The organism is Mameliella sp. CS4, from assembly GCF_019392335.1.
GTDB lineage: Bacteria > Pseudomonadota > Alphaproteobacteria > Rhodobacterales > Rhodobacteraceae > Antarctobacter.
The window spans coordinates 686458-703261 of the sequence record NZ_JAHXRQ010000001.1; the positions used below are offsets into that span (position 1 = coordinate 686458).

General features: G+C 66.4%; 10 protein-coding genes. 8 read left to right on the forward strand and 2 right to left on the reverse strand.

The window, feature by feature from the left end:
- Positions 1-2: 2 nt before the first annotated feature.
- Complete coding sequence (locus KZZ07_RS03230; RefSeq protein ID WP_219512209.1) at positions 3-2546, reverse strand: response regulator; 2544 nt, start codon at positions 2544-2546, stop codon at positions 3-5.
- A gap of 170 nt (positions 2547-2716) precedes the next feature.
- On the opposite strand from KZZ07_RS03230, the gene KZZ07_RS03235 reads away from it, so the two are divergent.
- The 7 genes from KZZ07_RS03235 (at position 2717) to KZZ07_RS03265 (ending at position 15616) form a co-directional block, all read left to right on the forward strand.
- Positions 2717-8143: an alpha-2-macroglobulin family protein gene (locus tag KZZ07_RS03235; protein ID WP_219512210.1), complete on the forward strand. Its 5427-nt coding sequence runs from the start codon at positions 2717-2719 to the stop codon at positions 8141-8143.
- On the forward strand, positions 8140-8694 hold the full coding sequence (locus tag KZZ07_RS03240) for a putative glycolipid-binding domain-containing protein (protein ID WP_219512211.1): 555 nt from the start codon (positions 8140-8142) through the stop codon (positions 8692-8694). Before KZZ07_RS03235 ends, KZZ07_RS03240 begins: the two co-directional genes overlap by 4 nt.
- On the forward strand, positions 8691-10712 hold the full coding sequence (gene pbpC, locus KZZ07_RS03245) for a penicillin-binding protein 1C (RefSeq protein ID WP_219512212.1): 2022 nt from the start codon (positions 8691-8693) through the stop codon (positions 10710-10712). Before KZZ07_RS03240 ends, pbpC begins: the two co-directional genes overlap by 4 nt.
- Before the next feature lie 257 nt (positions 10713-10969).
- Entirely contained in the window at positions 10970-12382 is a 1413-nt protein-coding gene (locus tag KZZ07_RS03250) for an SH3 domain-containing protein (protein ID WP_219512213.1), read from the forward strand.
- 98 nt (positions 12383-12480) lie between these two features.
- Positions 12481-13899 carry an SH3 domain-containing protein gene (locus KZZ07_RS03255; RefSeq protein ID WP_219512215.1) on the forward strand — a complete coding sequence of 473 codons (1419 nt, stop codon included), beginning with the start codon at positions 12481-12483 and terminating at the stop codon, positions 13897-13899.
- Between the two features lie 78 nt (positions 13900-13977).
- Positions 13978-14625 carry a M15 family metallopeptidase gene (locus tag KZZ07_RS03260; protein ID WP_255564118.1) on the forward strand — a complete coding sequence of 216 codons (648 nt, stop codon included), beginning with the start codon at positions 13978-13980 and terminating at the stop codon, positions 14623-14625.
- 157 nt (positions 14626-14782) lie between these two features.
- The gene (locus KZZ07_RS03265) at positions 14783-15616 is read left to right on the forward strand and encodes a hypothetical protein (protein WP_219512217.1); all 834 of its coding nucleotides are present in this window, start codon (positions 14783-14785) and stop codon (positions 15614-15616) included.
- Positions 15617-15647: 31 nt separating this feature from the next.
- On the opposite strand, the gene idi is transcribed toward KZZ07_RS03265, so the two are convergent.
- Complete coding sequence (gene idi, locus KZZ07_RS03270; protein WP_219512218.1) at positions 15648-16184, reverse strand: isopentenyl-diphosphate Delta-isomerase; 537 nt, start codon at positions 16182-16184, stop codon at positions 15648-15650.
- 201 nt (positions 16185-16385) lie between these two features.
- Here idi and KZZ07_RS03275 point away from each other — a divergent pair.
- Positions 16386-16804 (forward strand): aminotransferase class I/II-fold pyridoxal phosphate-dependent enzyme (locus tag KZZ07_RS03275; RefSeq protein WP_219512219.1); only part of this gene is annotated, 419 nt, incomplete at its 3' end.

Genomic DNA, 16804 nt, shown 5'->3' on the forward strand with positions numbered 1-16804 from the left:
GATCACGAAACCGCGCGGCGCGACTTCTGCGGTGCGTAGAGGTCGAATTTCTCGGCCAGCGCGGCCTTGCGCAAGGGCTTGGTCAGGTAATCGTTCAATCCGGCCTCCAGGATGCTTTCGCGGTCGCCGCTCATGGCATGGGCGGTGACGGCGATGATCGGCACCTGCGGGCCGCCGTCTTCCAGTGCCCGGATTTCGCGCGTGGCCTGCTTGCCGTCCATGCGCGGCATCGAGATATCCATGAAGATCAGGTCCGGCCGCTGGTCGCGATAGGCCTCGACCGCCTCGATGCCGTTGTTGGCAAAGCGCAGGGTCACGTTGAAATCCTTGGCCATTTTGCGAAAGACCAGCTGGTTGGTCTTGTTGTCCTCGGCGACCAGAACATCCAACGGGCCGCCCGGCACGGGAGAGGCAAGCACGGGGGGCGTGTTGTCGGCCACGGGCCGCGCGCCGGTGCCGTCATCGTCGGGGTAATGTGCGACACCGATTTTTTCCAGGGCGGCAAAAAGCGCCCTGCGCGGCACGGGTTTCTGCAGGACGGCGGCGATTTCCAGCCCGGGACGTTGGGTGACATGGGCCGGGTTGTCGGCCATCAGGATGACCGGGATGTTGCGCCCGCCGCGCGTGACTTGGGCGGCGAGATCCTGACCGCACATGTCGGGCAGGTCCTGTTCGATCAGCAACAGGTCGGGGCGCTGGGCCATGTGGTCGATCGCCTCGTAGCCGGTCTTGCAGAAATCCGCGCTCAACCCGATGATCCCCAGCTGTTTCGACAGGATCTCTCGATTGACGTTGTGATCGTCGACGATCAGCACCCGTGACAGGTGTCCGGGCAGGCGGGCGGTTTCAAAGACGGCGGGTTCCTCCGTCGGTAGCAGGATGCGCAATCCGAAACAGCTGCCCTTGCCCAGGTCGGATTCCACCCAGACCTCGCCGTCCATCAGTTCAACCAGCCTGCGGGTGATCGCCAAGCCCAGGCCGGTGCCCTCGAAGGTCCGGTTGCGCTCATCCTCGACCTGGTTGAATTCGCCAAAGACGTGGTCAACCTTGTCCGGCGGGATGCCGATGCCCGTATCCTCGACCGTGATGTGGATGGCCGAGGCGCTTTCAGCCCCCGGCACGCCGACGACGCGCACAAGGACATGGCCCTGGATGGTGAATTTCACCGCGTTGCCCAAAAGGTTGGTCAGGATCTGCCGGACCCGCCCGACATCGCCGATAAAGCGGGTCGGCAGGAACATGTCATAGTCGACAAGCAGCGAGATTTCCTTGTCCCGCGCGGTGGGTTGCAACAGCATCACGACCTCGTGGATGGCGCGTTCAAGGTCAAAGGGTTCGGGGTGCAGTTGCAGCTTGTCGGCCTCGATCTTGGAGTAGTCGAGAATGTCGTTGATGATGACCAGCAGCGCCTCACCCGAACTGCGGATCGTGTCTGCGTAAAGCTGCTGTTCCTCGCTCAGCTCGGTGTCCATCAACAGGTCGGCCATGCCGACGACGCCGTTCATCGGGGTACGGATCTCGTGGCTCATGTTGGCGAGGAAGGCGGACTTGGCGCGATTGGCGGCCTCGGCCCGGATGGTCGCCTCTTTCAGACGCTCCTGGTCCTGCTTGATCTGGGTGATGTCCACCCGCAGGCCAACAAGGCCGCCATCGCGGGTGCGCCTTTCGTAAACGCGCAGCCATCGGCCATCTTCCAGCTGCTGCTCCAGTTCGGTCTCGGAGGCGCGGTGGGCCTGCAGCCGGTCCTCAAGCCATTCTTCCTCGCGCCCGACCGCCTCGCTGTATTGCTTGCGCTCCAGCCCGTAGCGCAGGATGTCCTCAAAACTCGTGCCGCGCTGCATCGCCGGGGCGCTTTTGGCGTAGATGTCCTTGTACTGCTGGTTGCACATCAACAGGCGGTCATCGGCGTCATACATGACAAAGCCGTCCGGCATTTCCTCGACCGCGGACCACATGCGCATCAGCCCGGTGATATCGACCCCCAGGCTGACGATGCCGCCATCCGGCAGACGGCGGTCGCGTATCTTGACGAAGCGGTTGTTCCACAGGCGCAGAGTCTCGTTCGGGATCGGGTCCATGTCCCAACGGGCGCGCATCCGGTGCAACCAGTCCTCGGGGCGTTCGCCCTGCGGGTCGACGATGCCTTCCTGAATCAACATCGTGAGCACGTGTTCATAAGAGGCGCCGGGCGCGATGCTTTCCAGGCCCTCGAAAACCTGCAGGTAGGCGGGATTGGCCAGTTCCAGGCGCAGGTTCTCATCGTACATGGCAAAACCGTCGCGCATGGTTTCCAGCGCGCTCCACAGCTGTTCCGTGACCACCTCGATCTTTTGCGTGGCCTCGCCCAGCTGGTGCATGACGCGCTGGTTCTCATCCCGGACAACCTTGACCTCGGTCCGGGTTTCCTGGATCTCGTTGCGCAGTTCCAGCGCGTGCTTGCCCAGGCGGCGGTTGGCCTCGAACAGCTCGGCCTGCTTCTGTTCCAGCAGTCTTTCCGCGGCCAGCCGTGCGCGCCGTTCCTTGGCCAGGCGATCGGCCATTTCCATCCCGGGCTCTCCTTTCAGACCTCGGAACTCTTGCCCCGGCGAGGTGAACATCTCCTTAAAACAGGGGCTTCAAGCCCGGTTCGGGTCAGGTTTCCCTGACCCTTCGAATCCTTGTCTTGCCCTCCGGCGCGTGCCACGATGAACCGCATTGTTCTAAAGGGAGCTTTTTGATGCGTCGCTTTGCTCTGGGCCTCGCCGCGGCCCTCTTTGGCTTGTCCTCTGCCCAGGCGCAGGAGGCGATGCCGGACCGGCGATACGTGGTGACCCGGGACATCGACTATGTGGGCAAGGACCTGCAAAAGCTCTTCGACACCACGCTGGATGCCTGTCAGCAGGCCTGCCTGGATGCCGAAGGATGCATCGCGTTCACGTTCAACAGCCGGACGAATGCCTGTTTCCCCAAGTCAGAGGTGACGGACCGTTCCGCCTATGAAGGTGCGGTGTCAGGGCGCGTCGCCACCACCCCGCCCGAGGTGCTGGCCCGGGCCGAGACCCGGCGCCAGGACCTGGATTTCCTGCGGGACACCGATATCGACCGCGCGCGTGCCGAGGCGATGGACCTTGCTGTGCGCCACGGGGGCGGCCAATGGACCGTTCAGGCGCTGCTGGATGCGGCGACCAAGGCCCGCGACGAGGGCAACCTGCGCGATGCGATCCACTGGACCGGCGCCGCGTTGGCGCAGAACGACGATCCGGCGCTCTGGTTGCAGTATGGCCAGTGGTCGACCGACTACCTGCGCGAGGTTCAGGGCGCGGACAAGCGCAAGTACGGTCGCCGCGCCTTTTTGGCCGCGATCAACGCCTACCTGCGCACTGGCGACGACGCGCAGCGGATCACCGCGCTTTATGATCTTGCCCGCGCGCTGGAGGCCGACAAGCGCGGCCGCCTGATGATCCCCGCCCTGCGCCTGGCCGAGAGCATCGGCCCCCGCGCCGACGTGTCCGCCCTGCTGGACGATGCCATCGGCAAGTACGGCTTTCGCGTTGACGATCACGTCGTCGAAGCCGACAGCGCCACGCCGCGCATCTGCGCCAGCTTCAATGAGCCACTGGTGCGCGTGGGTCAGGACTATGCGCCCTACGTCAAGCTGCCTGACCCGCGTCTTGCCGTTGTGCAGGAAGACGAACGCATCTGCGTGACCGGCGTCGAACATGGCAGCCGCTATACCATCACCTTCCGCGCCGGCCTGCCCGCCAAGTCGGGCGAGGAGCTGATCCGCGATGTGCCGATCACCGCCTATGTCAGCGACCGCACCCCGACGCTTGGTTTTCCGGGCCGGGCCTACGTGCTGCCGCGAACCGCGGATGCCGGCATTCCGATCGACACGGTCAACCTCGACGAGGTGGACCTGATCCTGCGCCGCGTGTCCGACCGCAACCTGGTGCGCGCGATCCAGGAGAATTACTTTGGCCGCCCGTTGGGCCGCTACGACGAGGACTACTTTGCCCGCGATGTGGCCGAGGAAATCTGGAGCGGCACCGGCGTGGTCGAAAACCGCCTGAACGCCGACATGATGACCCGCCTGCCGATGGGCGAAGTGCTGGGTGACCTGCCGGCGGGCATCTATGCGCTGACCGCCGCCGTGCCTGACCCGAAACGCGGGGAGGGCCGCCGCGCGACGCAGTGGTTCATCCTGTCCGACATCGGGCTGACAACGCTGCAGGGGACCGACGGCCTGACCGTCTTTGCCCGCGACCTGGGCGATGCTTCGCCGATGGCGGGGCTCGAGGTCTCGCTGCTGGCAGAGGCGAACCGCGTTCTTGAGACCGTGACCACCGATGCCGATGGGGTGGCGCGTTTCGCGCCGGGCCTGCTGCGCGGCAAGGGCGGCACTGCGCCCGCGTTGGTCATGGCCAAGCGGGGCGAGGAAGACCTGGCCTTCCTGTCGCTCACCGACCCGGCCTTTGACCTGTCCGACCGGGGTGTCGCAGGGCGCGCGCCCGCCGGGCCGCTGGATGCCTTCGTCGCCACCGATCGCGGCGTCTATCGCGCCGGGGACGAGGTCAACGTGACCGCGCTGTTGCGCGACGCACAGGCAGAGGCGGTCAATGACGTGCCGCTGACCGCCGTGCTGACCCGGCCCGATGGCGTCGAATACTCGCGCCACATCTCGGACGGGGGTGATGCGGGGGGCCATGTCTTTACCCTGCCGCTGGGCCCGACGGTGCCGCGCGGCACCTGGCGGCTGGCCGTCTATGCCGATCCCAAGGGCCAGGCGCTGACCTCTGACACGCTGCTGGTCGAGGATTTCGTGCCCGAGCGCATTGATTTCGACCTGTCGCTGCCCGAAGGGCCGATCAACCCGCTGTCGCCGCCACTGCTGGAGGTGGACGCGCGCTATCTCTTTGGCGCTCCGGGGGCTGACCTGGACATCGAGGGCGAGTTGCGCCTTGCCACCGGCACCCGGCTGGACGCCTTTCCCGGCTATCGCTTTGGCCGTCATGACGACGACACCGTGACCCGGATCGAGAGCTTTGCCGCTGACCTGACCACCGATGCGACCGGCGCCGCGCAGCTGACCCTGCCGATGCCTGACATCGACCCAAAGGGCCGCCCGATGACCGCCACCGCCACCCTGCGCCTGTCCGAGGCGTCGGGGCGCCCGGTGGAACGCCTGATTTCGCGCTCTGTGGCTCCGCCGACCCCGATGATCGGCATCAAGCCCGCCGCCGAGGAATTTGCCGAAGGCGCCGAGGCACGGTTTGACGTGATCGCCGTGGGGCCGGATCTGCAACCGCAGGCGATGGAAGTCAGCTGGCAGGTCAACCGGGTGCGCACGCGCTATCAGTGGTACCAGAATTACGGCAACTGGTACTGGGAGCCGATGACCACCCGCGAGACCGTGGCCAAGGGCACCGGCACGCTGGGCGCTGACCCGTTGAAGATCGCGGCAGAGGTCGACTGGGGCCAGTATGAGGTTGTCGTGGAACGGGCAGATGGCACCTATCTTGCCGCCTCGATGGGTTTTTCGGCGGGATGGTACGCACCGGCCGATGCCGCCGACGCGCCGGACATGCTGGAGCTTTCGCTGGACAAGCCCACCTATCAGCCGGGCGAGAGCGCAACCCTGCGCATGGTCCCGCGCTATGCGGGCAAGGCCGTGGTCACCGTTCTGGCCGACCGCGTGATTTCCATGCAGGCGGTGGACGTGGCAGAGGGGGAAAACACCCTGACCCTGCCCGTGACCGAGGATTGGGGCGCCGGTGTCTATGTCACCGCGCAGGTGATCCGCCCGATGGACGTGACCGCAGGCCAGAACCCGGCGCGCGCCCTGGGCCTGACCCATGCCAGCGTCGATCCCGGCGATGCCAAGCTGAAGGTCGGCTTCGACGCACCACAGGAAAGCGCCCCGCGCGGCCCACTGACCGCGAAGGTAAAGATCGACAACGTGGCGCCGGGTGACGCGGCCTATGTCACCGTCGCCGCCGTCGACCTGGGCATCCTGAACCTGACAGGCTTCGACACGCCGGACCCGGCGGGGCATTACTTTGGCCAGCGCCGCCTTGGGGTCGAAATCCGCGACATCTATGGCCGCCTGATCGACGGCATGAACGGCGCGATGGGCACCGTGCGCTCTGGCGGTGACGCGGCTGCGGGTATGCGCCTGCAAAGCCCGCCTCCGACAGAGGCCACCGTCGCCTTCTTCTCCGGCCAGTTGCCGGTGGGCGAGGATGGCAGCGTCGAGGTTTCCTTCGATATCCCCGATTTTAACGGCACCGTGCGGCTGATGGCCGTGGCCTGGTCGCCCAAGGGCGTCGGGTCGGCGGAAACCGACGTGCTGGTACGCGACCCGGTGGTGATCTCGGCCTCGCTGCCGCGCTTCCTGTCGCCGGGCGACGAAAGCCGGCTGCTTCTGGAACTGACCCACGCCAAGGGCGAGACCGGTGACATGCCGCTGACCGTCAGTGCCGATGGGCTGACGTTGGACACCGGCGCCCTGCCGGCCTCCGTGACGCTGGGCGAGGGCGAAAAGACCGCGCTGGTCATCCCGCTGACCGCCGGTGCCGTGAGCGATCACAAGATCCAGATCAGCGTGACCACGCCAGAGGGTCAGCGCCTGACCAAGGATCTGACCCTGGGCGTGCGCTCCAACGATCCGGATGTGGGCACCACCCGCCGGATCCAGCTGGCCGCCGGTCAGACGTTTACGCTGGATGATCAGGTCTTTGCCAACCTGCGCCCCGCCGGTGCCTCGGCGATGGTTTCTGCCGGTCCGCTTGCGCGCTTCGACGTGCCCGGGCTGCTGGCCTCGCTGGACCGCTACCCCTATGGCTGTACCGAACAGGTCACGTCCAAGGCGCTGCCGCTGCTCTACATGTCGGCGATTGCCGAGCCCCTGGGACTGGGGGACAAGGATCGCATCGACCTGCGCATCGACCAATCCATCGCGCAGGTGCTGACCCGACAGGCATCCAACGGGGCCTTCGGGCTGTGGGGGGCATGGTCGGGGGATTTCTGGCTGGATGCCTATGTCACCGACTTCCTCAGCCGTGCAAAGGCGGCGGGCTATGAGGTGCCGCAGGTTGCCTGGCAGAATGCGCTCGACAATCTCAAGAATCGCATCGCCTATGCGCCCGATTTCGACAAAGGGGGCGAGGACATCGCCTATGCCCTAATGGTCCTGGCGCGCGAGGGTGAGGCCGCGATGGGTGATCTGAGGTACTATGCCGACGAAAAGGCAGAGGATTTCGCCACGCCGCTGGCACAGGCACAACTGGGCGCCGCGCTGGCCAGCTACGGCGACCAGCCGCGCGCCGATGCGATGTTCGGCCGTGCTGCAGCCCGCCTGCTGGCCACGCCTGTGTCCAAGGAACAGGGCTATCGTGCCGACTATGGCAGTTCGCTGCGCGACGCGGCAGGCCTGCTGACCCTGGCGGTCGAGGCGCGGTCGGACCGGTTTGACCGTAACGATGTGCTGCGGCGGATATCCTCGGTCGACCGTCCGCTGTCGACGCAGGAAAAGGCCTGGGCGCTGCTGGCCGCACACGCGATGGTGCAGGATCCGACCGTCTCGGGGCTTGCCCTGAACGGCGAACCGCTGTCCGGACCCTTCGTGCGCCGGATCGAGGCCGAGGGGCTGGAGCCGGTGGCCCTGACCAACACCTCGGACAAGCCGACCGACATCACGCTGACGACCCTGGGCAAGCCATTGGGCGCGACAGAGGCGACGGGCTATGGCTATGCGCTGACCCGCGAGTATTTCACGCTGGATGGCGAACCGGTGTCGGACATCCGCGCGGGTGATCGCATGGTGGCCGTGCTGACGATCAAACCCGCGGAAAAGACCGGCGCGCGGCTGATCCTCGACGATGCGCTGCCGGCGGGATTCGAGATCGACAATCCCAGCCTGCTGCAGTCCGGTGACATCCGCGCGCTCGACTGGCTGGAACTGGCCAGCGCCGAACATACAGAGTTCCGCGCCGACCGTTTCCTGGCCGCCATCAACCAGGAGTCGGACAAGCCGCTGAAGCTGGCCTATATCCTGCGGGCGGTCTCTCCGGGCACCTTCCACCACCCGGCGGCGCTGGTCGAGGACATGTACCGGCCCGAGTATCGGGCGGTCACCGCCTCTGGCAGCGTGACGATCCTGCCATGAACGGAGAGACGGTTGCGACGATCCACTGGCGGGCGCTGGACCGCGACGGTGAAGACAAGTGCCGGCTGGCGCGGCTGGACCTGGGGTGGATGCTGGTGGGCCATGCGCGGTTCCGCGACGCCACCGGCTGGTCTGCATTGGATTATGTGATCCGCGTCGGCGCGGACTGGTGCACCACCAGTGCCGACATCACCGGCGACTACGGCGGCGAAGCCGTGGCACTGCGCCTTGCGCGGGGTGAGGACGGCTGGACCGTGAACGAGGAACCGCGCCCCGACCTGGCAGGGGCCGAGGACGTGGACATGGCCTTTACGCCTGCAACGAACCTGATGCCCTTGAACCGCGTGCCAGAGGTGGGGCGGCTGGAGACGACATCGGCCTGGCTGCGCTTTCCCGGCCCGCAGGTGACGCCGCTGACTCAGGCCTATACCCGTGAACGCGGCGGGCTGGTGCGCTACGAGGCGGAGGAAACCGGGTTCGAAACACATCTGTCGGTCGATACCCACGGCTTTGTCACGCGCTACCCGGGCCTCTGGGAGGCGGATGTGTGAAACGGATCGTCGTTCTCGTCGTGCTGCTTTGGTCGGCGGCCTTCGCGCGCGACCGGTTCGACGATTTCATCGACGCCACGGAAATCCCGGTGCTGGTGCACGCGACCTCGCCCGAGGTCCGCGACCGCAACGGTCATCTCCTGCGGGCCTACACGATCGAAAACGGTCTCTGGCGGATGGATGTTTCTTCGGACCAGGTCGATCCTTTGTTCTTCGAGATGCTGATCGCCTACGAGGACAAGCGGTTCTACAGCCACCGCGGCGTTGACCTGCGCGCCACCATGCGCGCCGCCGGACAGGCGATCAGGAATGGAGAGATCGTCTCGGGCGCCTCGACCCTGACCATGCAGGTGGCCCGCCTGCTGGAGGACGGCACCACGGGGCAATGGCGCGGTAAACTGCGGCAGATGCGGTTGGCGCTGGCGCTAGAACGACGCCTGGACAAGCAGGAAATCCTGGCCCTGTACCTGCGGCTTGCCCCCTATGGCGGCAACGTCGAGGGGCTGCGGGCCGCCTCTCTGATCTGGCTGGGCAAAGAACCGTCGCGGCTGACCCCCGCCGAGGCGGCGTTGCTGGTGTCATTGCCGCAAGCGCCCGAAAGCCGCCGACCCGACCGTTACCCCGAGGCGGCGCGTATCGCCCGCAATCGCGTGTTGCAGCGCATGGCCGGTGCCGGTGTGATCCCGATGGAGGCGGCGGAATCCGACCGTCTGGATCCGGCGCCTCTTGGCCGGCAGCCGATGCCGAAACTGGCGCCGCATATGTCCGACCGGGCGGTGGCGATGGGGCCGGGGCGCCACGATCTGACCCTGGACCGCGACCTGCAGGCCAGCCTCGAGGATCTTGCGCGCCGCTACATGCGCGGACGGGGAGAAAAGCTGTCGGTCGCGCTGGTTCTGGCGGATCACCGCAGCGGCGAAATTCTCGCCTCGGTCGGGTCCAAGGACTACACCGACATGGTGGCGCAGGGGTTTGTCGACATGACCACTGCGCAGCGGTCGCCCGGTTCGACGCTGAAGCCGCTGGTTTACGGGCTGGCCTTTGACCGCGGGTTGGCGCATCCCGAAACGCTCATTCTGGATGCGCCGGTCCAGTTCGGCACCTACGCGCCGCAGAATTTCGACGGCAAGTACCGGGGCGAACTGCCGGTGCGCCGGGCATTGCAACTGTCGTTGAACATCCCCGTGGTGCGCCTGACAGAGGCGCTGGGCCCCGCGCATCTGATGGCGGCGCTGGAACGGGCAATGGTCGATCCGGGTGTTCAGGGCGGGGCGCCCGGGTTGGCGCTGGCCCTTGGCGGCGTAGGCCTGACGCTGGAGGAAATGGTTCAGCTTTATGCGGCGCTGGCGCGTGGCGGCGAGGCGATCCCGCTGCGCTGGCATGCCGGGAGCGACCCGGCCACGGCGCCGTCGCAACGCGTCCTCAGCCGCACCAGCGCCTGGCAGGTCGGCAATATCCTCGCCGACCTGTTGCCGCCGCCCTCCGCAGGGCCGCCGGGGCGCGTGGCCTACAAGACGGGCACGTCCTACGGGCATCGCGATGCCTGGGCGCTGGGCTGGACCGGGCGGCATGTGGCGGGCGTCTGGATCGGACGGCCAGACGGCACGCCGGTGCCCGGTGCCTTTGGCGGCGACCTGGCAGCGCCGCTCTTGTTCGAAGCGCTGGGCCGTGTCGAAAGCCGGTTCGAACCGCTGCCGCCACCGCCACCGGAAACACTGTTGGTCAGCCGCGCGCAATTGCCCGAGACGCTGCAGAGGTTCGGCCCGCGCGACACGGTGGCCGCGCTGAAACTGACCTTTCCGCCCGAGGGCGCGCGGCTGGCTGCCACGGGACTGGGCGTGCCGATCAAACTGCGCGGCGGGGTGCCACCCTATACATTGCTGGCCGATGGTGCCGTTCTGGCGACCGGCCTCCAGCGGCCCGAGTTCTTTGCTCCGCTCGCGGGGCCGGGGTTTACGACCCTGTCGGTGATCGACGCCAAGGGGGCCGCGGGGCGGGTGTCGATCGAGTTGCGATAGGGGCGGTTTCGCCGCGCGATGCGCGGCGACCGGCGCGGGCTGCGCCCGCGTATCGGGGGCTCTGCCCCCCGCCTGCGGCGTCCCCCGGAGGTATTTTTCTGCCCAAAGAAACAGGGGGCTGTGCAGGATGTGCCAACCTGCGCATCGGTGTGATTCGGCGAAGCCTTGCCACCTGATTCGCACCGGCAATTCCCCGCGCACAAAATGGCATTGACGTGCTAGAATCACTCAAAAGGTCCGAGCAGACGGAGCATAACATGGCACAGGTGCTGTGGCGGCTGACATTGGCCGCCCTCCTCCCACTCTTCGCAGGCATGGCGCAGGCGGCGCAGATCACTCTGTCAGAGGGGCAGGAGATGGGCTGTCAATTGCGCATAGACGGCGCAATCACCGAGGGGGACGCCGAGGCGTTGCGCGACATCCTGGCAGAGCTGCCCTTGCCCGAAGGCACCAGCCCGGTGGGCCAGCGGATCTGCCTGGACAGCCCGGGTGGATCGCTGATCGAGGTTGTGCGCATGGCGGATATCGTCAAGGCGCGTTTCATGGGCACCGCCATCGCCGAGGGGGCCACCTGCGAGAGCACCTGCGCGCTGCTGTTCCTGTCCGGGCGCTTTTCGCACCCGGAATCGGATGGCAATTCCATTCCGGACCGGGTGCTGCATCCGCGCGGAACATTGGGCTTTCACGCCCCGGCGCTGGTAAAGGAAGACCGCAGCTATACCCGGGACGAGGTCAACCGGGCCTATGCCCGGGCCCTGGGCAGCATGGGTGAGGTGTTGCGCGTCACCTCGGAAATCCCCGAGTCGCTGTTCCTGACGATCCTGAACACGCCGGCCAGCGACATGAGCTATGTCGAGACCGTCGAACAGGCTGCGCGCTGGCAGATCGAGGTGGCGCCGGTTTCCCTGACGGCCTCGGATATCGACTCCTCGCTGAGGTTTGCCTGCCTGAATGCCGATGGCGGCATGCTGGATGAGCGGGCCTCGGACAGTTACCTGTATGGTTCTGCCAACCTGCCTTTCACCTTTGGCAACCTGGGGCCGGACCGGGCGCAGGTGACGTCGCGCGGCGGATTCCGGGCCGAGGATTCGGCCAATTGCGAGATGACCTTGCGGGCCGATGGCGATCCGCTGGACCGGATCGGCTACCTGGTGATGGACGGCGCGGGCGCCAACGAGATTTCGCGGCGCGAGGTCTATCCCTACATGTTCCACGATCCCCGCCTGCCGCTGTCGGCACTGCCGGTGGTGCGCAGCCCGGCCGAAACCGGCGAGCAGATCTTTTTCGCCGCGATCCAGGCGGCGGCGCGCGAGGAGCTGTCGGAGGTCGAGATCCGGTCCTGCTGGTTGCTGAGTCCCGAGGCGCGGATCGTCAACGTCAATGACTACGTCAACCTGCGCGGCGGTCCGGGGTTCGAGGCCGGGGTGCTGCGGCAGGTCCCCTTGGGCGAACGGGTGCGCGTGATCGCCACCCAGGACCTGCGCACACCCGAAGGCGGCGACAGGGCGCGCAGCTGCATGAAGGCCTGCAACGAGCTGGCGCTGGACAATGGCGATGCGGACCTGCGCACCCGCGTGAATCGCTGCATCGAGGGCAATGTCTTCTGGTACGAGATCCGTGACGGATCGGGCACGGCAGGATACGTCAGCCGCAAGTTCCTGGCGGATTGAGCGGTTCGCTGGCCGGAACGGCGCAGGGCATTCCCCGCTTCGTCCGGCGCCGGCGCCATGCTAACCTTTCGGCTGTATTTCGCAGTACGAGAGCCGATATGACCAGCCCGCTTCGCATCCTCCTTGCAGCCTTCTGTCTGTATACCTTTGCCGGGTTTCAGCCGGCCTTGGCGGCGACGATCACCCGCGGCGAAGACCAGGTCATGGGGTGTCGCATCTCCATCAAAGGCCAGATCGAAGAGGGGGATGCCGACGCCCTGCGCGCGCTGCTGGACGAGATCGGCTATACCACCGACTACACGCCGGTCGGGCGCCGCATCTGCCTGGAGTCTCCCGGCGGACGGCTGCGCGAGGCGCTGGCGATGGCTGACCTGATCGGGGAGCGTGCCTATGGCACCGCCGTCCCCGAGGGCGCTGCCTGCGAAAGCGCCTGCGCGGTCATTTTCCTGGCAGGGCGTTACCGTCATCCCGAGGCGGGTGGCGCCCACAGCAACGACAGGCTGCTGCATCCCCGGGGCAAGCTTGGCTTTCATGCGCCCTCTCTGCTGCTGGGGGATCGCGCCTATACGCGGGACGAGGTCGATACCGCCTATGCCATCGCGCTGGATAGCATGGCGGGCGTGCTGCGGCACCGCGCCGACATGGGGACCGCGATCCCGGATTCGCTTTTTCTGGCGCTGCTGGGCACGCCGCCGTTCGAGATGACCTATGTCGAGACGGTCGGCCAGGCCGCCCAGTGGGAGGTCGCCGTGGCGCCGGTCGCCTTTCCCGGAGGCAATGCGCAGCAGGCGCTTTCGAACCTGTGCTGGCACGTCGATTCAGGGCTGATCGATTACCCGCTTCAGGCAGAGCCGGGGCCGCTCGATTTCACCTACGAGGAAATCGAGGACACATCGGTATATGCCCTCAGCAACCGCACGTTCCGCTACGAGGGCTCTGCCCGATGCGAATTGCGCATCTTCGGCGATTATGGCCCGGTCCGCTATATGGGCGGGGCCTCTTATACCGGTGGTGCGACCGATCAGGACATCAGCGGGCAGGCCTTTCCCTATATGCTGTACCCGTCAGACACACCGATCGCGGACCTGCCGGTCTGGACCGAGGGGGATACCACCCATGTCCGGGCCTTCTTCCGCGCGGTGCAGGATCCCGGCTCGGCCGGTGGCGCTGTCGGCGGGTTCAACAACTGCCGCTTGGCCAGCACCTCGGCGCGGGTCATCAACGTCAATGACTTCGTCAACCTGCGCGCCGCGCCCGGCCTGCGCGCCCCCATCGTGGGCCAGTTGCGGCTGGCGGAGCGGGTGCAGGTGCCTGACACCGGTCGCCTTTTACCCCTGCGTGACAGTGAACGCGGACAGGAGTGCCTGAATTTCTGCCGCGCGCTGACCGAATACCCGTCGTCAGAGGATGTCCGGCGCCGGGCCGAAGGTTGCATCGCCGAGAATATGCTATGGTACCAGGTCGTCGCGCCGGACGGGAATACGGGGTTCGTCAGCCGGCATTTCCTGGCCGAGTGACCGGCGGATAACCTGACTTGCGGTGCCCGGTCCGGCGGGCTTCCCTGAGGCAGAGGCGACATGAGCAGGAGAGACAGGATGAGACAGATCCTTTGGGCCGGAGTGCTGGGCATGATGTGTTCGGCCTCGATGGCCAGCGCGCAGGCGCGGGGCACGGCCCAGCCGATCCCGGAGCGCACCTGGGCCGCGATGCAGGGTGTCAGCTGGCACGCGAACCTGCCGTGTCCGGCGCGCGAAGACCTGCGCCTGCTGACCGTTCCCTACGTCGATTTCAAGGGCCGCACCCGACAGGGAGAGCTGATCGTCGCCGCCGATGTGGCCAAGGACATGCTGGACATCTTCGCGGATATTCACGCCGCCGGGTATCCGATCCAGAGCATGCGCCTGGTGCATCACTTTCGTGGCGATGACGGGTTTTCCATGGCGGCCAACAATACCAGCGCCTTCAATTGCCGCGTCGTCGCGGGCACTTCGCGCCTGTCCCAACATGCGCTGGGGCGCGCCATCGACATCAACCCGGTGCAGAACCCCTTTGTCACGGGTCGGCGCACCTCGCCCTCAGCCGGTGTCGACTATGATACGCCCTCGGAACGGAAGCGGGCGGCAAAGGGTGTGATCACTGCCGGGGATGCCGTGGTGAGGGCCTTCAGGAAACGCGGCTGGGGTTGGGGGGGCGACTGGACCTCGATGAAGGACTACCAGCACTTCTCAGCCAACGGGAACTGACGCGACGGCGGATAGCCGCCCCCCGGCAGCTGGGGTCGGGGATACCTTTATTGAATGACCGGGCGGGGCGGTGCCCAATGGTTTGTAGGTCGGCAGCCATGCCTGCCGCGTTTTCCCCGTCACGGGCCGCGCCCGGGAATTTTCAAAGGAACCTGATATGAAACCGAATTTCTTGAATCGCCTCGCAGGGGCCGGCCTTGCCGCGCTCATCACCATGACAGTGTCCGGTGCGGCAGAGGCCCAGCAGTGGGTGTCGCGCCACGGCATGACCAGCGCGCAATACCAGTCGTGGTTCGACACCTACACGGCGCAGGGCTATCGCCTGACCGACATCGACGCCTATAGCGTGGGCGGCAAAGGCTATTACGCCGCCATCTGGTCGAAAACCGGCGGTGGCGCCTGGGTCGCCCGTCACGGACTGAAGGCGCCCGCCTACCAGCAGACCTTCGACAACCTGACCGCCAAGGGGTATGCGCCGGCCTTCGTCGATGCGATGAGCCTCGGGTCCGGTCTGTTCGCGGGGTTCTGGCAGAAGTCACGCGGTGCCTGGGTCGCACGCCACGGCTTGTCCGGCCAGACGTATCAGCAGGAATTCAACAAGTGGGTCGGGCAGGGCTACCGGCTGGTAGATGTCTCGGGCTACTCGGTGCAGGGTCAGGCGCGCTATGCCGCGATCTGGAAGAAGCAGGGCGGCAGTGCGTGGCAGGCGCGTCACGGCATGAGCGGTGCCAGCTACCAGCAGACCTTCAACGCGATGAAGGCGCAGGGCTATCGCCCGGTGCATGTGGACGGCTACACGGTTAACGGCAAACCGTATTTCGCGGCGATCTGGGACAAGGGACGTGGCGGCTGGGTGGCCCGGCACGGCATGAGCGGGTCGCAATACCAGGCAGAGTTCGACAAGTGGGCCGCGCAGGGGTACCGGCTTGTCGCCGTGTCGGGATACGAGGCAGGCGGCAAGGCCAGGTACGCCGCGATCTGGCACCGCTGACAGGCCTCAAACACGGCAGGCGCGCGCGGTATCAGTCCGCCGCCCCTGTATCGGGTCCAAAGACAAGGCCCGCGTGCCGATCCAGGTAGATGCGCAGCCAGGGTGTGAACAGCTCTGGCGTTTCGCGGACCTCGACCTCCAGCACGGTGCGCGGGATCCAGCGGATGTCCATGACCTCCTCGGGGTTCGGCGCAAGGGTCATCCCGGGCGCCGCTTCGGCGCGAAAGATCTCGACCACCTCGTGTTCGATCATGCCGCCGCCGACGTCGGCCCGGTATTCGACCTGCCCCATGTGGCGGGGCGCAACCCCGGTGATGCCCAGTTCGTCCTGCAGCCGCCGCAGCGCACAGGCCGCTGCGGGTTCGTCCCAGTCGGGATGGGTGCAGCAGGTGTTCGCCCAAAGACCCGGCGTGTGATATTTGCTCAGCGCCCGGCGCTGGATCAGAATCTCGTCGCCGCGGGTGACAAAGACCGACACGGCCTTGTGTTTCAGGCCGCGTTCGTGCGCTTCAAGTTTTTCCACCGGTTGCAGGGTGCCATTCACCCAGGCGGGAATCATGATCGTCATGGCGGTTCGGGGCTTGGTCCCTCGTGATGGGTCAGGATTGGTCACTTATAGGGGCAGGATCGGGGGCTTTGCACGCCGAAACCGTTCGCATCCGGAAAACCGGACTGTGCCATGCTGGCCCATGCCCCTAGGCTGCAAGGACATTTCGCCCGTGCCGGGACAGTCCGGGCGGCCCCCGAAGATTGAGACCGGAGACGCCTGATGGATTTCGATGTCCTGTTCACCGCCCAGCTGGACGCCCTGAAAGCCGAGGGCAATTACCGCGTCTTCGCCGAGCTTGAGCGGGAGTGCGACGGCTTTCCCAAGGCCCGGTGCCGGGCGGAGGGTCAGGCGCAGGACCTCACCGTCTGGTGTTCCAACGACTACCTTGGGATGGGTCAGCACCCGGCGGTCCGTGCGCGGATGAAGGAAGTGGTGGACCAGTGCGGCACCGGGGCGGGCGGGACGCGCAACATCTCGGGCACCAATCTGCACCACGTTGCGCTGGAGGCGGAACTGGCCGACCTGCACGGCAAGGAGGCGGCGCTGCTCTTTACCTCGGGTTACGTCTCGAACTGGGCCGCGCTCTCGACGCTCGGCAGCCGACTGGCGGATGCGGTGATCCTCTCGGACGCGTCAAA